This window comes from Streptomyces sp. BK022 (assembly GCF_004217355.1).
Lineage (GTDB): Bacteria > Actinomycetota > Actinomycetes > Streptomycetales > Streptomycetaceae > Streptomyces > Streptomyces griseoluteus.
Map to the genome: position 1 here is coordinate 97,115 of NZ_SHKU01000002.1, position 15,662 is coordinate 112,776.

A 15,662-nucleotide genomic window follows, 5' to 3' on the forward strand; every position below is an offset into this window, starting at 1 on the left:
GGTGTGTGCGGGGACCGCTATTCGCCCCTCTCCCACCAGGCCTCGAACCGTCGTACGTGCTCGTCGACGCGATCGCCCGCGGTCAGGCTGGTCTCGTAGACGCGTGACGGATCGCCGTCCGCCGGGATGGTCTCGTAGCTGAGGGCCCGGTCGAAGACGACGAAGTTCTTCACCGCCTCCCGCTGCTCCCAGGTCTCCAGCGTGGACAGCACCAGCACTCGGATCTCGAAGCCCAGGCTCCGCTGCCAGGCCCGCAGCTCCTCCACGCCGGTGTCGAGGTCCGCCGGGGTGCCGAGGATGAGCAGCCGCCGGACGCGGACGCCCCGTGACACCGCCTGCTCCTGGGCGGTCACGTAGTGGCGGCCGAGGTCGGTCCCCCAGAAGTTCCGGTCGACCGAGGTGCTCGCCGCGTCGATGGACGTCCCCGCGCAGCGGGCCAGGTCCAGCAGCCAGTCACGGTCCTCGCCCGGGTAGCCCGCGTGGTTGCCCCGCAGCTCCTCCACCAGGTTGGCCACCCGCCGTACCTCGGCCCGGACGAACGTGTACAGCAGGTCGGGACGACCGGGTTCGAGCGCCGCGACGTTCCGCGCCAGGCGCGTGACCTCCGCGGAGCCCACCGGCGAGGTGTCCAGCCGGGAGATCAGCCGGGTCGTGTCGTTGAAGCCGGTGAGACCGTCGTCCAGCCGCCGTTCGAAGTCCGCGAGCTGCTGGACGATGAGGGTCGCCCCGGCGATGAACACGGACAGGGTGATCTTCCAGATCTCGGGCTGGTCCGTGAGGTTGGTGATCAGATAGGTCGCGCCGCCCAGCAGGGCGGTGACGGCCACTCTCACCACTACTTCGGATATCCGGCGCGTCCGCCGCATGGCTCCCCCGATGTCACTGTCGACGACGATGCTGATGGGGGCGCCGGAAGGTTCGTCGCGGCCCGCCGGGGGCGCCCGTGCCCGGCAGCGAGTACAGAACCAGCAGGTCACGGACCCGCTGGGCGAGCGACTGCCACTGGCGGGTGAACCCCGGCGTGCGCTCCAGCGCCTCCCACAGCGGGAGGAGCCGGGGGTCCGGCCGGGCCGCCGGCATCCACAGGTGCAGCAGATGACCGGCGGCCGGGCGCAGCGCCGTGCGCAGGAATTCCCCCGGCGCGCCACCGGGAGGGGCCTCGTCCAGCAGTCCGGTCAGGGCCGTCAGCAGCCAGTCGTGCAGCGCGAGGTCCGCGCAGAAGGCGGCGATGACGGTCGGCTCGATCGTGGCGGGCAGCCGCAGTTCCACCGTCCGGAGCCCGTCCCCGGCCACGGTGAAGCGGATGGCGGGCGCGGTGGTCCCGTCGGCGGGCCGCGCCGCCACCCACCGCAGCCGGGTGCGCGGTGTCCGCAGGGGCGGCCGGTGGTCGAGCAGGGGATGGCCGAGCACCTCGGTGAGCAGCCCCTCCGCGATCAGCCCGACGTCCAGTTCCTCCGGGCGGCAGGTGGTGAGGAACCCCTGGGCCGCGGCCGGTTCGGGGAGCTTGCCGAGCGGTTCGACCACCCCGGGCCGTGCGAGGTAGTGCCACCACGGCCGACGGCTGCCGGGCCCCAGGAGGGGCACACTGGTGAAGGCCGCGGCCTGGACGACCCGTCCCTCGGTGACCGAGGCACGGGAGACCACCGTGCCGACGGCGCGGATCTTGGTGCCGTCGGCGGTGGGCAGGGCGCAGTCCACGCCGGTGAGCAGGGGCGGCGACAGCGCGTGGCGGATGGGGCGCGCGGAGAGCTGGACGGGCTCCCCCAGGCGCAGGCTCAGCAGCCGGGCCGTGTCCTCGGCGGCCGGCGGCCGGGAGGTGGGCAGCAGGCAGGTCCGCACCTCGCCGCAGCGGAGCACCACCGGCACCGGGCTCGTGGCGGACGTCATGTCAGGGGCCGGGGTAGAAGACGTAGCCGGCGCGTTCGGCCACCGAGGCGGGCAGGTCGATGCCCTCGTCGGCGGCCCGGCGCAGGCTCTGCGCGAGGGCTTCGGGGTCCACGTCGGTCTGGTCGAGGACGACCATGACGGCGTGTTCGACGGGCAGGAACCGGTACGGCAGCAGGGAGCAGGTGCGGTATGCGGCGAAGGGTTCGGCGGCGGCGTTGACCTGGAGCAGCGCCGGGAGTTCGTCCCAGTCGCCGGGCAGCGTCCGCCCGTCCCAGAGGGCGGGCCGCAGGACCGGCGAGCCGTCGTGCCGCAGCAGTCCGAGGCGGAGCAACTGCCATACGGCGGCCAGGAAGGCGCAGGACCAGATCCGTACCGGCCCGTCGTCGTCCCAGAGTTCGGTGTCGAGGAACACCGAGTGCCGCCGGGCCAGGGTCTCCTCGGGAGGCTGCCAGGTCTCGTGCCCCACCAGGCCGGTGGGGCCGCGCCTGCCGTTGGCGAGCCAGCCGGTCCGGCGGGCCGGCGGCCGTCCGCCGTTGCTGCCCGGCGGGGGCGACTCGACCAGCCGGTCCGCCACGGACCGGGCCAGCTCGAAGCCGTCGGCCACCGCGCAGCCGGACTCCCTGACCAGGTAGTCGATGGTCAGGCCCGCGCGGGCGGCCTCGGCGAGCAGCGGCGGCACGACGTCGGCGGGGGAGGAGAACCGGGAGAAGTAGTCGTCGATCAGGAAGCAGGTGCTGATCCTAGGCCGTCGTCCGGCCGTACCCGCGACCGCGGACGCGGCCGCGGCGTCCGCCCAGGGGCGGGCGAGGGCGAAGTGCTCCCGTAGCCGGTCCGGTCCGCGTTCGAAGTCCTCCGAGTAGAGGTGCCCTATCTCCAGGGAGAGATGGGACAGCGGAACGGACTGGGTGCGCGCATCCGCCGTGGTCTCGCGGAACACGTCCTCGATCACGCATCCCCCAGGTGCTCGTCCGCTAGCGGGTGTCGTCCCGGCGTCGGCCGCAGGCCAGGATCATGCCCAGGTAGCCCTCCCGCAACGCATGGCCGTCGTGCAGGCGCGTGACCGTCAGGTCGTCCGCCGTGTGCGGGGCGAGGCTCGCGGCCACCGCCCGTTCGTCCACGCTGCACGACGGGAAGAAATGACCGCCCACGCGGTAGCCCCGCGAGCCGGCCATGAAGGCGGCGGCGAACGGCGCGCCGGGGACCAGCGACTCCACGAAGCGCCGGACGCCGTCCCGGAACACGTCGTGGGAGTCCGTCATGGACTCGGCGGTGAAGAACATGGTTCCGACGTCCCAGCGTCCCTCGGGCAGCAGGAACAGGTCCCCGTGCTCGACCCGGGCGCTCGCGCCCAGGACGCCACGCGGATCGGTGATCTCCCGGTACGGGCTGGCGGTGTTCAGCACGTCCCAGAACGCGTCCCAGCTCCCCGGGTAGCCCCCGGTGTGCCGCTCGAGCCACGTGACATTGGCCGGGGAGAGGTCGAGCAGGGTGATCTCGGCACACCAGGGGAGCAGCATCAGGGCGGGGTACAGGTTGGGCCCGGAACCGACGTCGATGCCCGCGCGGGCGGACAGCGCGTCGTGACGCTTGAAGTGCCGACGGAAGAAATCGCCGCATATCCGCATGATCGACGCGTCGTCCGCGTGCAGCCGGCTGTAGTTGTCCTGGACGTACGCCGCCGGGTCGAAAGCCTCCCAGAGAGGTGGTCCGACGACCTCGACGGCAGGGAACTCCGCCGCGCCGCGCGTGCTTCGCTGATCCATCGTCCGAGAGTAGGGCGACCGGGACGCCCCGGTCCGGCACGTCTCGACCACGGCCTCTTTTCGCCGTGGGCCTGTCCGTATTTCGTCCCACGGCGACTCCCCGAGGTCCTGGTGCGGCCTGTGGAAAACTCCGGGTCTGTCCGTGGCGGCGCCTATGGTGGAGGCGGTGGTCGAGGGACGGCGCACGGGGTACGGCGATGAGCGGGACAGGTGGATCAGCGAGATGACGACGGTGACCGAGGGGCCGGGCGCGGACCGGAGTGAGGCGCTCGGTGCGCTGCACCGGGTGTTCGGGTACGACGCGTTCCGGGGTGAGCAGGAAGCGATCATCGAGCATGTGGTGGCCGGCGGGGACGCGCTGGTGCTCATGCCGACCGGTGGCGGCAAGTCGCTGTGCTACCAGATCCCGGCGCTGGTCAGGCCGGGCACCGGTGTCGTGGTCTCGCCGCTGATCGCGCTCATGCAGGACCAGGTGGACGCGCTGCGCGCGCTCGGTGTGCGGGCGGGGTTCATCAACTCCACGCAGGACTTCGACGAGCGCCGGACGGTGGAGGCCGAGTTCCTCGCCGGTGAGCTGGACCTGCTCTACCTGGCCCCGGAGCGGCTGCGCGTGGAGGCCACGCTCGACCTGCTCGCCCGCGGCAGGATCTCCGTCTTCGCCATCGACGAGGCGCACTGCGTCTCCCAGTGGGGCCACGACTTCCGTCCGGACTACCTGAATCTCTCGCTGCTCGGCGAGCGCTGGCCGGACGTGCCCCGCATCGCCCTGACCGCCACGGCCACCCGTGCCACCCACCAGGAGATCACCCAGCGGCTGAACCTCCCCGAGGCCCGCCACTTCGTCGCCAGCTTCGACCGCCCCAACATCCAGTACCGCATCGTCCCCAAGGCCGACCCCAAGAAGCAGCTCCTCGCCTTCCTCCGCGAGGAGCACGCGGGCGAAGCCGGCATCGTCTACTGCCTCTCCCGCAACTCCGTCGACCGCACCGCCGAGTTCCTCACCGCCAACGGCATCGCGGCCGTCCCGTACCACGCGGGGCTGGACGCGGCCACGCGCGCCCGCCATCAGTCCCGGTTCCTGCGCGAGGACGGCCTGGTGGTCGTCGCCACCATCGCCTTCGGCATGGGCATCGACAAGCCCGACGTCCGCTTCGTCGCCCACCTCGACCTGCCGAAGTCCATCGAGGGCTACTACCAGGAGACCGGCCGCGCGGGCCGTGACGGACTGCCCTCCACGGCCTGGATGGCGTACGGCCTGAACGACGTCGTGCAGCAGCGCAAGCTGATCCAGTCCGGTGAGGGTGACGAGGCGTTCCGGCGCCGCGCCGCCTCCCACCTGGACGCGATGCTCGCCCTGTGCGAGACCGTCCGGTGCCGCCGGGGCCAGCTCCTCGCCTACTTCGGCCAGGACCCCACCGAGGAGGGCTGCGGCAACTGCGACACCTGCCTCACCCCGCCGGAGACCTGGGACGGCACGGTGGCCGCGCAGAAGGTGCTCTCCACCGTGGTCCGGCTCCAGCGCGAGCGCGGCCAGAAGTTCGGCACCGTGCAGATCGTGGACATCTTGCTCGGCAAGCGCACCGCCAAGGTGATCCAGTTCGACCACGACCAGCTCTCCGTCTTCGGTATCGGCGAAGACCTCGCCGAAGGCGAATGGCGGGGCGTGGTGCGGCAGTTGCTCGCGCAGGGACTGCTGGCCGTCGAGGGGGAGTACGGCACCCTGGTGCTCACCGAGGCCAGCGGGGAGGTGCTGCGCCGGGAGCGCGAGGTGCCGCTGCGCAAGGAGCCCAAGCGCCCGACCACCGCCCGGGCGGCCGGCCGGGGCGACCGCAAGGGCAGGACGCCGGCGGCCGACCTGCCCGCCGAGCTGGTCCCCGTCTTCGAGGCCCTGCGCACCTGGCGCGCGGAGCAGGCGAAGGAGCAGGGCGTCCCGGCGTACGTCATCTTCCACGACGCCACCCTCCGCGAGATCGCCACCAGCCACCCCCGCTCGGTGGCCGAGCTGGGCACGCTGAACGGGGTCGGCGAGAAGAAGCTCGCCACGTACGGGGAGGGGGTCCTCGCGGTGCTGGAGGCCCAGGCCGCCCCGGCCGGCGCCCCGGAAGCGGCGCCGAAGGCTCCGGCATCCGCCGCCGTCCCGGCCCCCGCCGCCGATTCCCCGGACCTCCACTGGCCCGACGGCGAGGAGGAGCCCGACTGGTCCTGACCGGCGGCCCTACGCCAGCGCCGTCAGCCCCGGCGCGAACGTGATCAGCAGGGGCAGCAACGGCACCAGCGCGGCCAGAGCCGTGGTCAGCGCCCGGTGCCCGCGCGGCAGCCGGGGCGGCGGTTCCAGCAGCCGGTCGACCCGCTCGCCGAGCAGCCGCCGGCTGGAGGCGCAGGACAGCACGCCCCGGTGCTGGTTCAGCTCGATCAGCGCCAGCGCGGTGGTGACGTGCCCGCAGCGCCGCGAGGCGGTGTCGTCGGCGGCCAGCTCCACCAGCCGGTGCGTCTGGTCGCAGAAGTGCGCGAAGAGCGGGACGCGCGGAAAGCCCGTGGCGAGCGCGCTGGACAGATGCAGCAGCCAGTCGTGGTGGGCGCGGGCGTGCCCCCGCTCATGGGTGAGCACCGCGTCGACCTGATGCCCGGTGAGCCGGTGCAACGCGCCCGTGGTCACCACCAGTTGGGCCGGATGGCCGGGCATCCACCAGGCGTCCGGGTACTCGTCCTCCAGCACCAGCAGCGGACCGCGTGCCGGGGGCAGCCCGCCGGGCAGGTCCGGCGCCCGCTCCCGCAGGCGCGCGCGGGCCACCCCGCGCCGCCGCCGCGCCTCGGTCAGCTCACGGCCCAGCATCGCCGTGGTCCAGGCCGCACCGGAGGCCAGCAGCAAGGTGAGGGCGGTGGCCCAGGCGGGCGCGGCCGACAGGTCGTAGGCGGCGGTGACGGCGGGCGGGGCCGGGGCGAAGACATGGTCGCGGACGGTGTGGAAGACGGCCGCCGCGCCCAGGACCAGCGCGGTCAGGCAGCACAGCAGCACCGTGGCGACCAGGCACTGCCACACCCACAGCGCCACCACCGGCTCCCGCTCCGGCCACTCGGCACGCGTCAGCGCCCGCGGCGCCGGTACGGCGGCCGTCAGGGCGAGGACGGTCAGCAGGAGCAGGCAGACGGTCATGCCGGGGCTCCGGTTCCTGGTCGGACGTGCCTGGTCGGAAGGGGGGTGCGGCTCGCCGGCGAGCAGGGTGCGGGCCGCCTGTTGCGTATGCCGCCAGTATGACGGCCCGCGCCCGCCGAAGACAGGCGTACGGCCCATCCGCACCCCGGTTCCGGCCGTCCGCCCCCGTGCCCCCACAGCCGGCCTCAGCCGCTGACGATCCGCCCCTCGACCTCGCCCAGCCCGATCCGTCCCCCGTCCTTCCCCGGCGCCCACGCCGTGAGGGTCACCACGTCCCCGTCCTCCAGGAACGCCCGCTTGCCTTCGGGGAGTTCGAGCGGGTCACGCCCGTTCCAGGTCAGCTCCAGCAGCGACCCCCGCTGCCCCTTAGCCGGCCCGCTGACCGTGCCGGAGGCGTAGAGGTCGCCGGTGCGCAGCGAGGCGCCGTTCACCGTGAGGTGGGCGAGCTGCTGGGCGGCGGTCCAGTACATGGTGGAGAAGGGCGGCTCCGCCACCACATGGCCGTTGACGGCGACGGAGATCCGCAGGTCGTAACCGCCGGGGCCGGCACCGGGCGCGGAGTCGTCGAGGTAGGGCAGCAGCGGGTGGGTGCGCTCGGGCGGGGCCACCCGCGCGTCCTCCAGGGCGGCCAGCGGGGTGATCCACGCCGAGACCGAGGTGGCGAAGGACTTGCCGAGGAAGGGCCCGAGGGGCACGTACTCCCAGGCCTGGATGTCCCGCGCCGACCAGTCGTTGAGCAGGCACAGCCCGAAGACGTGGTCCCGGAACCCGGTCAGCGGGACCGGAGTGCCCTGCGCGGACGGCACGCCCACCACGAAGCCGACCTCCGCCTCGATGTCCAGCCGGACGGAGGGCCCGAAGACCGGCGCCGGGTCGGCGGGGGCCTTGCGCTGGCCGGAGGGGCGGACCACGTCGGTGCCGGAGACCACGACCGTGCCCGCGCGGCCGTGGTAACCGATGGGCAGGTGCTTCCAGTTGGGGGTGAGCGGGTCGGGGGAGTCGGGGCGGAAGATCTGGCCGACGTTCCGGGCGTGGTGCTCGGAGGCGTAGAAGTCGACGTAGTCGGCGACCTCGAAGGGCAGGTGCAGCGCGACCTGCGCCAGCTCGTGGAAGTGGGGCTCGACGGCCGTCCGGTGCGCGGGGTGCGTGACCCACTCGGTGAGCGCCGCGCGCACCTCGGACCAGACGGCGGGCCCGGCGGCCAGCAGCGGGTTGAGGTTCGGCGCCAGGAGCAGGTCCCTGTGCGGGAAGTCCAGCGCGCGGGCGGCGGCGCCCGCGTCCAGCACGTGGTCGCCGAGCCGGACGCCGACCCGGCGGCCGGCGCCGTCGGTGCCGCCGGCGGGCGAGAACACGCCATAGGGAAGGTTGTGCGGACCGAAGGGGTCGCCCTCGGGAACGTCAAACGGTGGCACGGGGGGCATGGGGTGCTGCCTCACTCTCATCCGCGTCGGCCTGGGTTGATGATCCATAGCGTCGGGCCACACGTTACGGCCGGAACCGGTGTGTTGGGCAGGGTGCGGCGGCCGGTGGGCGCCGTGTCTAAAGAGTTCGCAATGCCCGAATAGCACTTGTCGGAGGGATGTGTTCCGGCTTAGCGTCCTTCGGGGGACACGGACGGGGTGGGTCCGGTCCAAAGGGGGGACACGTGGGGGGACCCGTGGCCGGAAGACGCTTTGGCGCGCCCATCGAGGCGGACCGCGAAGTGCCTGGCCTGATAGTCAAGTTCGGCGGATATCCGCTGCACCACGGCGGAGTCGGCGCGATCCGCAGCCTGGGCAGGCTGGGCGTGCCGATGTACGCCATCACCGAGGACCCGTACACCCCGGCCGCCGCGTCCCGGTATCTGGAGCGGGCGTTCGTGTGGCCGACGACCGGCGCGGAGGAGCCGGAGCACCTGGTCGAGGGACTGCGCCGGATCGGGCGCCGGATCGGCAGGCCCACGGTCCTGATCCCGACCGACGAGGAAGCGGCCGTCCTCATCGCCGAGCACCAGGAAGAGCTGTCCGGTGCCTTCCTGTTCCCGCCCGTCGACCCGGCCCTGCCGAGGCGGCTGGCCAGCAAGCAGGGGCTGCACGAGCTGTGCGAGGAGCACGGCGTCGCCAGCCCCACCTCCGTCTTCCCGACCTCCTACGACCAGGTCGTGGCCTTCGCCGACGAGGCGCTGTTCCCGGTGGTGGCCAAGAACCGGGAGGCGTTCGTCCGGCGCAGCCGCCCCGCCGTGGGCGGCACCACCCGGATCGGCAGCCGCGCCGGTCTGCTGGCCCTCGCCCGCGACTGGGGCGACGACCCCGGGGTGATCCTCCAGGAGTACCTGCCGAGGGAGGCGGCGGAGGACTGGATCGTGCACGCCTGCTTCGACGCGGACGCGAACCCGCTCGCCGTCTTCACCGGCGTCAAGGTCCGCTCCTGGCCCCCGCACGCGGGCATGACGGCCCACGCCTACGTCGTCGACAACCCCGAACTCGCGGACCTGGCGACCCGGTTCGTGAAGCAGCTCGGCTTCACCGGGGTCGTCGATCTCGACCTGCGTTTCGACCGCCGGGACGGCCAGTACAAGCTGCTGGACTTCAACCCCCGGATGGGCGCCCAGTTCCGGCTCTTCGAGAGCGAGTCGGGCGTGGACGTGGTCCGGGCCCTGCACCTGGACCTCACCGGCCGGGCCGTCCCCGAGGGGGAGCAGCGGGCCGGGCGGCGGTTCGTCGTGGAGAACATCGACCTGCCCGCCTGGCTCGCCTACCGGCGCAGCGGCTACACCACGCCGTCCGCCCCCGCACGGGCCGAGGGCACGGAGCTGGCGTGGCTCGCCGGCGACGACCCGATGCCGTTCCTCACGATGCTCGCCCGCTTCGGCCGCCCCGGCGCGAAGCACCTCTACCAGCTCTGGCGGACCAGCCGCCGGGGCGGCGGCACCTCGCACTCCACGGAGTAGGCAAGGCCACACACGTGGCGTACCGCGTCCTGGGGAGGGACTTCGTGATCCGACCGGTTGCAGTCATCGGGGCCGGGCCGTACGGCCTGTCCACCGCCGCCCATCTGCGGGCGCGCGGCATCCCCGTACGGGTCTTCGGCGACCCCATGGTGAGCTGGCGCGCGCACATGCCGGAGGGGATGCTGCTGAAATCCACCCCGGCCGCCTCGAGCCTCGACTGCCCGCAGCCCGGCCACACGCTCGCCGACTACTGCGCCGCGGCGGGTGTCCGGCGCCTGGTCACCGACGAGGACATCATCCCGGCACAGACCTTCATCGCCTACGGCGACTGGTTCCGGCAGCGCCTGGTGCCGGACCTGGAGCAGGTCCGGGTGGTGTCGGTGGAGCGGGGGCGGCCCGGCGGGTTCGAGCTGAAGCTGGACTCGGGGGAGCAGTTCGCCGCCCGTGCCGTGGTGGTCGCCACCGGACTCACCGGCTTCGCCCACCTGCCGCCCGAGCTGGCGGGAGCCGCGCTCGGCGGCCCCGCGCCGGTCACGCACAGCTCCCTCCACCACGACCTGGACCGGTTCGCGGGCAAGGAGCTGATCGTCGTCGGCGCCGGCCAGTCCGCGCTGGAGACCGCCGCCCTCGCCGCCGAGGCGGGCGCCCGCGTACGGGTCGTCTCGCGCGGCCGGGGCAAGGTCGCCTTCGGCGCGCCGCCCTGGGAGCAGCCGAGGTTCCGCCCCGAGTCGCCGTTCGGCCGCGCCTGGTCGCTGTGGGCGCTCAGCTACCACGCCCAGCCCTACCGCTTCCTGCCGGAGAGCGTCCGGCACCATCTGGTCCGCCGGGTGCTCGGACCGCTCGGCGCCTGGTGGCTGCGGGAGCGCTTCGAGGGCCGGGTGCAGGTGCGGGAGGTGGCGCGGGTGGTGTCCGCCGAGGCGGTGGACGGCGCGCCGGTGCTCACCGTACGCACCCACGGCGGGCGCACCGACCGGCTCACCGCCGACCACGTCATCGCGGCCACCGGCTACCGGGTCGACCTGGCCGCGCTGGACTTCCTCGGCCCCGGCCTGCGCACGGACCTGGCGGTCACGCGGGGGGCGCCGCGCCTCGGCCCCGGCTACGTCTCCTCGCTGCCCGGCCTCTACTTCACCGGCCTGCCCGCGGCCGCCTCGTACGGCCCGGTGATGCGCTTCGTGTGCGGCACGGAGTTCGCCTCCCCGAGGCTGGCGAAACACCTGGCCGCGGCACACGGCGCGCGGAGCTGAGCCACGCGTCAACTCCGGTGCGCCGGGGGTGAGTCGGGAAGAGCGGTGATCCGTATTCTCTGATCATGGCCGCACCCTCCGCTCCCTCCCGTCCCTCGCTCATCGCCACCGACCTGGACGGGACGCTGCTGCGCGGCGACGACACGGTCTCCGCCAGGTCGCTCGCCGCGCTCGCCGGGGCGGCACGCGCCGGGGCCCGGCACCTGGTGGTGACGGGCCGCCCGGCGCCCCGCGTGCGCCCCCTGCTGGCCGCGCTCGGCGGCACGGGGCTCGCGGTGTGCGCGCAGGGCGCCCAGGTGTACGACGCCGCCACCGGCACCCTGCTGTGGTCGGTCCGGCTGGACCGGGAGCTGGCCGAGACCGCGCTCGGCAAGATCGAGGCCGAGGTCGGCCAGGTGCACGCGGCCGCCGACCAGGACGGCGTGGACGGGCTCACCCTGATCGAGTCCGGCTACCGGATGCCGCACCCGACCCTGCCCGCCGTACGGGTGGAGCGGCGCGAGCAGCTCTGGCGGGCGCCGATCAGCAAGGTGCTGCTGCGCCACGACCGGCTGTCCGACGACGAGCTGGCGGCCACCGCCCGTGCGGTCGTCGGCTCGCTGGCCACGGTCACCATGTCGGGACCCGGCACGGTCGAGCTGCAGCCGTGCGGGATCACCAAGGCGACCGGTCTCGCGCTGGCCGCCGAGCACCTGGGCCTCGGCCGCGCGGACGCCGTCGCCTTCGGCGACATGCCGAACGACATCCCCATGTTCCAGTGGGCGGCCCACGGCGTCGCCATGGCCGGCGCCCACCCGGAACTGAAGGCGGTGGCCGACGAGGTGACCCTCTCCAACGAGGACGACGGGGTGGCCGTCGTCCTGGAGCGCCTGTTCACCCCCTGAAGCCGACGGCCCCCGCCGCATGCGCGAGGCGTGCGACGGGGGCGCGGTGCACGGTGATCGTGCGGCGGGCCTAGTACGGGCCGTTGACGTTGTCGATGGAGCCGTAGCGGTGGTACGCGTAGTTGCAGGCGGCGGTGATGTTGGCGACCGGGTTGTACGGGTCGAAGGACGTGCCGGCGACGTGGTACGTGCGGAAGGTCGGGTCGATCACCTGGAGCAGGCCCTTGGACGGGGTGCCGTTGATGGCGTTGATGTCCCAGTTGTTGATGGCCAGCGGGTTGCCCGAGGACTCGCGCATCACGTTGCGGTGGATGCCGTTGTAGGTGCCCGGGATGCCCTTCTCGGCCATGATCGCCAGGGACTGGCGGATCCAGCCGTCGAGGTTGTTCGGGTACACGGCGGAGGCGGCGGCGGGCTTGGCGGCCGGGGCGGCGGAGGCGCTGGTGGCGCCGACGAGGGGGAGCGCGAACATCGCGGCACCGGTACCGGCGACGGCGAGCGTGCGGACGATGCGCTTGGTGCGGGCACGGCGCGGCTGAGCGGCAGCAGACATGTCGGTGTTTCCTCTCCGTCGCCTGCGAGGTGAGCTGTCGGGTTCGGGCGGGGAGGTGCCCGGCCGCGTCGTCCCCGGTGCCCGTCGGACACCGGGGACGATCACGGCTTCACCCCGAGCCGTCCCGGCGCGACATGGGTCGCGCCGGTCCGGCGGCTTACCTGGGTCCCCCGCTCCTGCCGTACGAATGAGTTCGTGAGTGGGTGTGCCAGGCGCGGCAGGATTCGGCGTTCGCCTGACAGGGCGGGAACGTATGCGACCGCACATGTCCGGAACAAGTACCGGATTCACCCAAAGAGCTAGTTGACCTTGATCTGTCCCAAATGGCCCACTTGATCCTTTGCGCCCGCCAATCCCCAACTTCCGTACCGCGCACGGTAAGAAGGGGGTGAGAGGGGGGCTTTCGGGGGTATGCGCGCCGAGGTGGTCCGCGTGAGCCAACTCACGGAATCGCAAAATACGCAAAATCAGACATGGGGGATTATGTGGATTTGAGCCGTCTGTGGGTATTAGGGAGTGTCGGTCCCCCACAGGCGGAACCTCTTGCACTCTCCCGTTCGTTGGCCCGGTGTGACCCCCGGAGTGTCGGATCGTCCGGCCGACTCCCCCTATACCGACCGTTGTCGGCCATTCGGCACATGCCGGACGAAATCCGATACCTCACGAGCTGGACCGGTGGGTGCGATCGGTGATCGAAAGAGGACCGGATACGCTGACTTGACTGATGGCAGCGACCTATCGACAAGCCGTGAAGTCGCCAGCAGACACCAGCAGACAGGAGAACCTCGTGACCGTCGTCGGGCCGTTCGGGCTGAGCGTGCGGGACCAGGCACTGGAAGCCGATGTCCAGGCCGGACTGGCGGCTGTCGAGGCGGGCCTGCTAGAGGCCACCAAGAGCGAGGTCCCCTTCATCACCGGGTCCGCCCAGCACCTGGTGCGGGCCGGGGGCAAGCGGTTCCGTCCGCTGCTCGTGCTGCTGTCCGCCCAGTTCGGCGACCGGCACGCCCCGCGCATCATCCCCTCGGCCGTCGTCGTCGAGCTGACCCACCTGGCCACGCTCTACCACGACGACGTCATGGACGAGGCGGCCGTGCGGCGCGGCGTGGACAGCGCCAACACCCGCTGGGGCAACTCGGTCGCGGTGCTCACCGGTGACTTCCTCTTCGCCCGCGCGACGCAGATACTCGCCGATCTCGGCCCCGAGGCCGTCCGCGTGCAGGCCCTCGCCTTCGAGCGCCTCGTCACCGGCCAGATAATGGAGACCGCGGGTCCCCAGGACGGCCGCGACCCGGTCGAGCACTACCTCGACGTGCTCTCCGGCAAGACGGGCTCGCTGGTCGCCGTGTCCTGCCGGTTCGGCGCCATGATGTCCGGCGCCGACGAGAGCGTGGTCGACGTGCTCACCCAGTACGGCGAGCGGCTCGGCGTCGCCTTCCAGCTCGCCGACGACGTGCTGGACATCGCCTCCGACTCCGACGAGTCCGGCAAGACGCCCGGCACCGACCTGCGGGAAGGCGTGCCCACGCTGCCCGTGCTCCGGCTGCGCGAGCGCGCCGCCCGGCTCGGCGAGCCCGGCGACCTCGCGCTGTGCGAGCTGCTGGACTCCGACCTCAGCGACGACGCCCGGCTCGCCGAGGCGCTCACCGCCCTGCGCGCCCACCCCGCGCTGGACCAGGCCCGCCGCGACGCGGTCCGGTACGCGGAGGAGGCCCGCGCGGCCCTCGCCCCGCTGAAGGACTGCACCGCCAAGTCGGCCCTGATCGAGCTGTGCGACGCCGTGGTGCACCGGGCGGGCTAGGGCCTGCCCGACAGGCGCCGGCGCGTACGGGCGCTCGTACGACCCCTACGGGTCGGTGCGGGCGCCCGGTCGTCACGTCATACCGCAGGTGTACGCCGAGTTGGCTCCGTGGGCTGACGTACGAGGACTGCCGAATTGGTGTGATGGGCACCAGGGAAACCACCACTCCTCACCGATCCGGGTGAGAATGGCGGCTCAGGTGGAACCCATAGAGCGCAGCCGCCGCCGACGACGGAGGTAAGGCAGACATGGCACCGTACGAATCCGACCACGCGACCGGCACCGGCCCCGAGGACCCGCGTACCGGACGCCGCAAGGCCGCCCGGTACGTCGTGCCCGTCGCGGTGGTGGGTGTCGCGGCCGCCACCATCGGGCTGGTCCCGGCGCTCGCCGCCTCCGGCGACCCGGACCTGCCGAAGATCACCGCGCAGCAGCTCGTCGAGAAGATCGCCAAGTCCGACGTCCAGCGGATGTCCGGCACCGTGAAGATCAGCACCGACCTCGGCCTGCCCGACCTCGGCAGCCTCCAGCAGGGCATGGGCTCAGGCCAGGGCGACTCCTCCGCCGACCCGCGGACCAAGCTCACCGAGCTGGCGTCCGGTACCCACACCCTGCGCGTGGCCGCCGACGGCCCCGAGAAGCAGAAGGTCTCGCTGCTGGAGCGCGACGCCGAGTACAGCCTCATCCACCAGGGCAAGGACGTGTGGGGCTACGACAGCGCGAGCAACGAGGTCTTCCACACGACCGACCGGCACACCGGGGACAAGCGCGAGCACCGGCCGAGCGCCACGCCCGACGACTTCGCCGAGGAGGCGCTGAAGTCGGTCGACTCCACCACCTCGGTCACCGTCGACGGCACCGCCCGCATCGCCGGCCGCGACGCCTACCAGCTCGTGATCAAGCCCAAGCAGTCCGGCTCCACCGTCCGTGACGTCACCATCGGTGTCGACGCCAGGACTGGCCTGCCGCTGAAGTTCACCCTCACCCCGAAGAGCGGCGGCGCCCCCGTCCTCGACGCCGGCTTCACCAAGGTCTCCTTCGCCGCCCCGCCCGCCTCCACCTTCGACTTCCGCCCGCCCAGGGGCGCGAAGGTGACCGAGGAGAAGCCGGGCAGGGACGAGCACACCCCCGGCTTCGGCGGGCAGTTCGCGCCGGGCGGGCTGAGCGGCGCCGACACCATCGGCGAGGGCTGGACCACCATCGCCACGTTCGACACCGGCGCCAAGGGGGACAAGACCTCCCAGCAGGGTGGCGGCGCGATGGGCGGCTTCCTCGGCTCGCTGGGCGACCAGGTCTCCGGCGACTTCGGCAAGGGCACCGTCTTCTCCACCCGCCTGGTCAACGCCCTGATCACCGACGACGGCAAGGTCTACGCGGGCGCGGTCACCAAGGGGGCCCTGATCAAGGCGGCTGACGCGGACAAGTAACCGCCCGACACGCGAGGGGA

13 protein-coding genes and 1 riboswitch are annotated in these 15,662 nt (G+C 72.7%); of the genes, 6 read left to right on the forward strand and 7 right to left on the reverse strand.

The genetic code is table 11. The features are described from left to right. Window positions 1–17: 17 nt before the first annotated feature. From EV284_RS06430 to EV284_RS06445, 4 genes are read right to left on the reverse strand one after another with little or no spacing between them, the layout of a single operon-like run. Window positions 18–827, reverse strand: coding sequence for a hypothetical protein (locus tag EV284_RS06430; RefSeq protein WP_130331305.1), 810 nt, complete (start codon window positions 825–827; stop codon window positions 18–20). Window positions 828–879: 52 nt separating this feature from the next. Further along, window positions 880–1,887 (reverse strand): SCO2521 family protein, encoded by a 1,008-nt coding sequence (locus EV284_RS06435; RefSeq protein WP_242625612.1) that lies wholly within the window; start codon window positions 1,885–1,887, stop codon window positions 880–882. Window position 1,888: 1 nt separating this feature from the next. Further along, a complete protein-coding gene (locus tag EV284_RS06440) occupies window positions 1,889–2,836 on the reverse strand; it encodes an SCO2522 family protein (RefSeq protein WP_130331307.1) in 948 nt (315 codons plus the stop codon). A gap of 22 nt (window positions 2,837–2,858) precedes the next feature. Beyond that, complete coding sequence (locus EV284_RS06445; RefSeq protein WP_130331309.1) at window positions 2,859–3,650, reverse strand: SCO2525 family SAM-dependent methyltransferase; 792 nt, start codon at window positions 3,648–3,650, stop codon at window positions 2,859–2,861. A gap of 223 nt (window positions 3,651–3,873) precedes the next feature. On the opposite strand from EV284_RS06445, the gene recQ reads away from it, so the two are divergent. Continuing rightward, on the forward strand, window positions 3,874–5,856 hold the full coding sequence (gene recQ, locus EV284_RS06450; protein ID WP_130332906.1) for a DNA helicase RecQ: 1,983 nt from the start codon (window positions 3,874–3,876) through the stop codon (window positions 5,854–5,856). A 9-nt stretch (window positions 5,857–5,865) separates the two neighbouring features. On the opposite strand, the gene EV284_RS06455 is transcribed toward recQ, so the two are convergent. Together EV284_RS06455 and fahA are read right to left on the reverse strand one after the other, a co-directional pair. Then, a complete protein-coding gene (locus tag EV284_RS06455) occupies window positions 5,866–6,804 on the reverse strand; it encodes a M56 family metallopeptidase (RefSeq protein WP_130331311.1) in 939 nt (312 codons plus the stop codon). Between the two features lie 185 nt (window positions 6,805–6,989). Next, the gene (gene fahA, locus EV284_RS06460; RefSeq protein WP_130331313.1) at window positions 6,990–8,216 is read right to left on the reverse strand and encodes a fumarylacetoacetase; all 1,227 of its coding nucleotides are present in this window, start codon (window positions 8,214–8,216) and stop codon (window positions 6,990–6,992) included. Window positions 8,217–8,461: 245 nt separating this feature from the next. Here fahA and EV284_RS06465 point away from each other — a divergent pair, with 245 nt between their 5' ends. The 3 genes from EV284_RS06465 (at window position 8,462) to EV284_RS06475 (ending at window position 11,864) form a co-directional block, all read left to right on the forward strand. Next, the gene (locus EV284_RS06465; RefSeq protein ID WP_130331315.1) at window positions 8,462–9,733 is read left to right on the forward strand and encodes an ATP-grasp domain-containing protein; all 1,272 of its coding nucleotides are present in this window, start codon (window positions 8,462–8,464) and stop codon (window positions 9,731–9,733) included. A gap of 44 nt (window positions 9,734–9,777) precedes the next feature. Then, window positions 9,778–10,980 carry an FAD-dependent oxidoreductase gene (locus tag EV284_RS06470; protein ID WP_130331317.1) on the forward strand — a complete coding sequence of 401 codons (1,203 nt, stop codon included), beginning with the start codon at window positions 9,778–9,780 and terminating at the stop codon, window positions 10,978–10,980. 65 nt (window positions 10,981–11,045) lie between these two features. Continuing rightward, complete coding sequence (locus EV284_RS06475; protein ID WP_130331319.1) at window positions 11,046–11,864, forward strand: Cof-type HAD-IIB family hydrolase; 819 nt, start codon at window positions 11,046–11,048, stop codon at window positions 11,862–11,864. Between the two features lie 70 nt (window positions 11,865–11,934). Here the strand turns inward: EV284_RS06475 and EV284_RS06480 are convergent, their stop codons facing one another. Continuing rightward, window positions 11,935–12,417 carry a transglycosylase SLT domain-containing protein gene (locus EV284_RS06480; protein WP_130331321.1) on the reverse strand — a complete coding sequence of 161 codons (483 nt, stop codon included), beginning with the start codon at window positions 12,415–12,417 and terminating at the stop codon, window positions 11,935–11,937. A gap of 4 nt (window positions 12,418–12,421) precedes the next feature. Then, a riboswitch (cyclic di-AMP (ydaO/yuaA leader) is annotated at window positions 12,422–12,657 on the reverse strand. A gap of 547 nt (window positions 12,658–13,204) precedes the next feature. Between EV284_RS06480 and EV284_RS06485 the strand changes: the two genes are divergently transcribed. Together EV284_RS06485 and EV284_RS06490 are read left to right on the forward strand one after the other, a co-directional pair. Beyond that, window positions 13,205–14,215, forward strand: coding sequence for a polyprenyl synthetase family protein (locus EV284_RS06485; protein WP_130332908.1), 1,011 nt, complete (start codon window positions 13,205–13,207; stop codon window positions 14,213–14,215). 248 nt (window positions 14,216–14,463) lie between these two features. Continuing rightward, entirely contained in the window at window positions 14,464–15,642 is a 1,179-nt protein-coding gene (locus tag EV284_RS06490) for a sigma-E factor regulatory protein RseB domain-containing protein (protein ID WP_130331323.1), read from the forward strand. The last annotated feature ends 20 nt before the right edge of the window (window positions 15,643–15,662 follow it).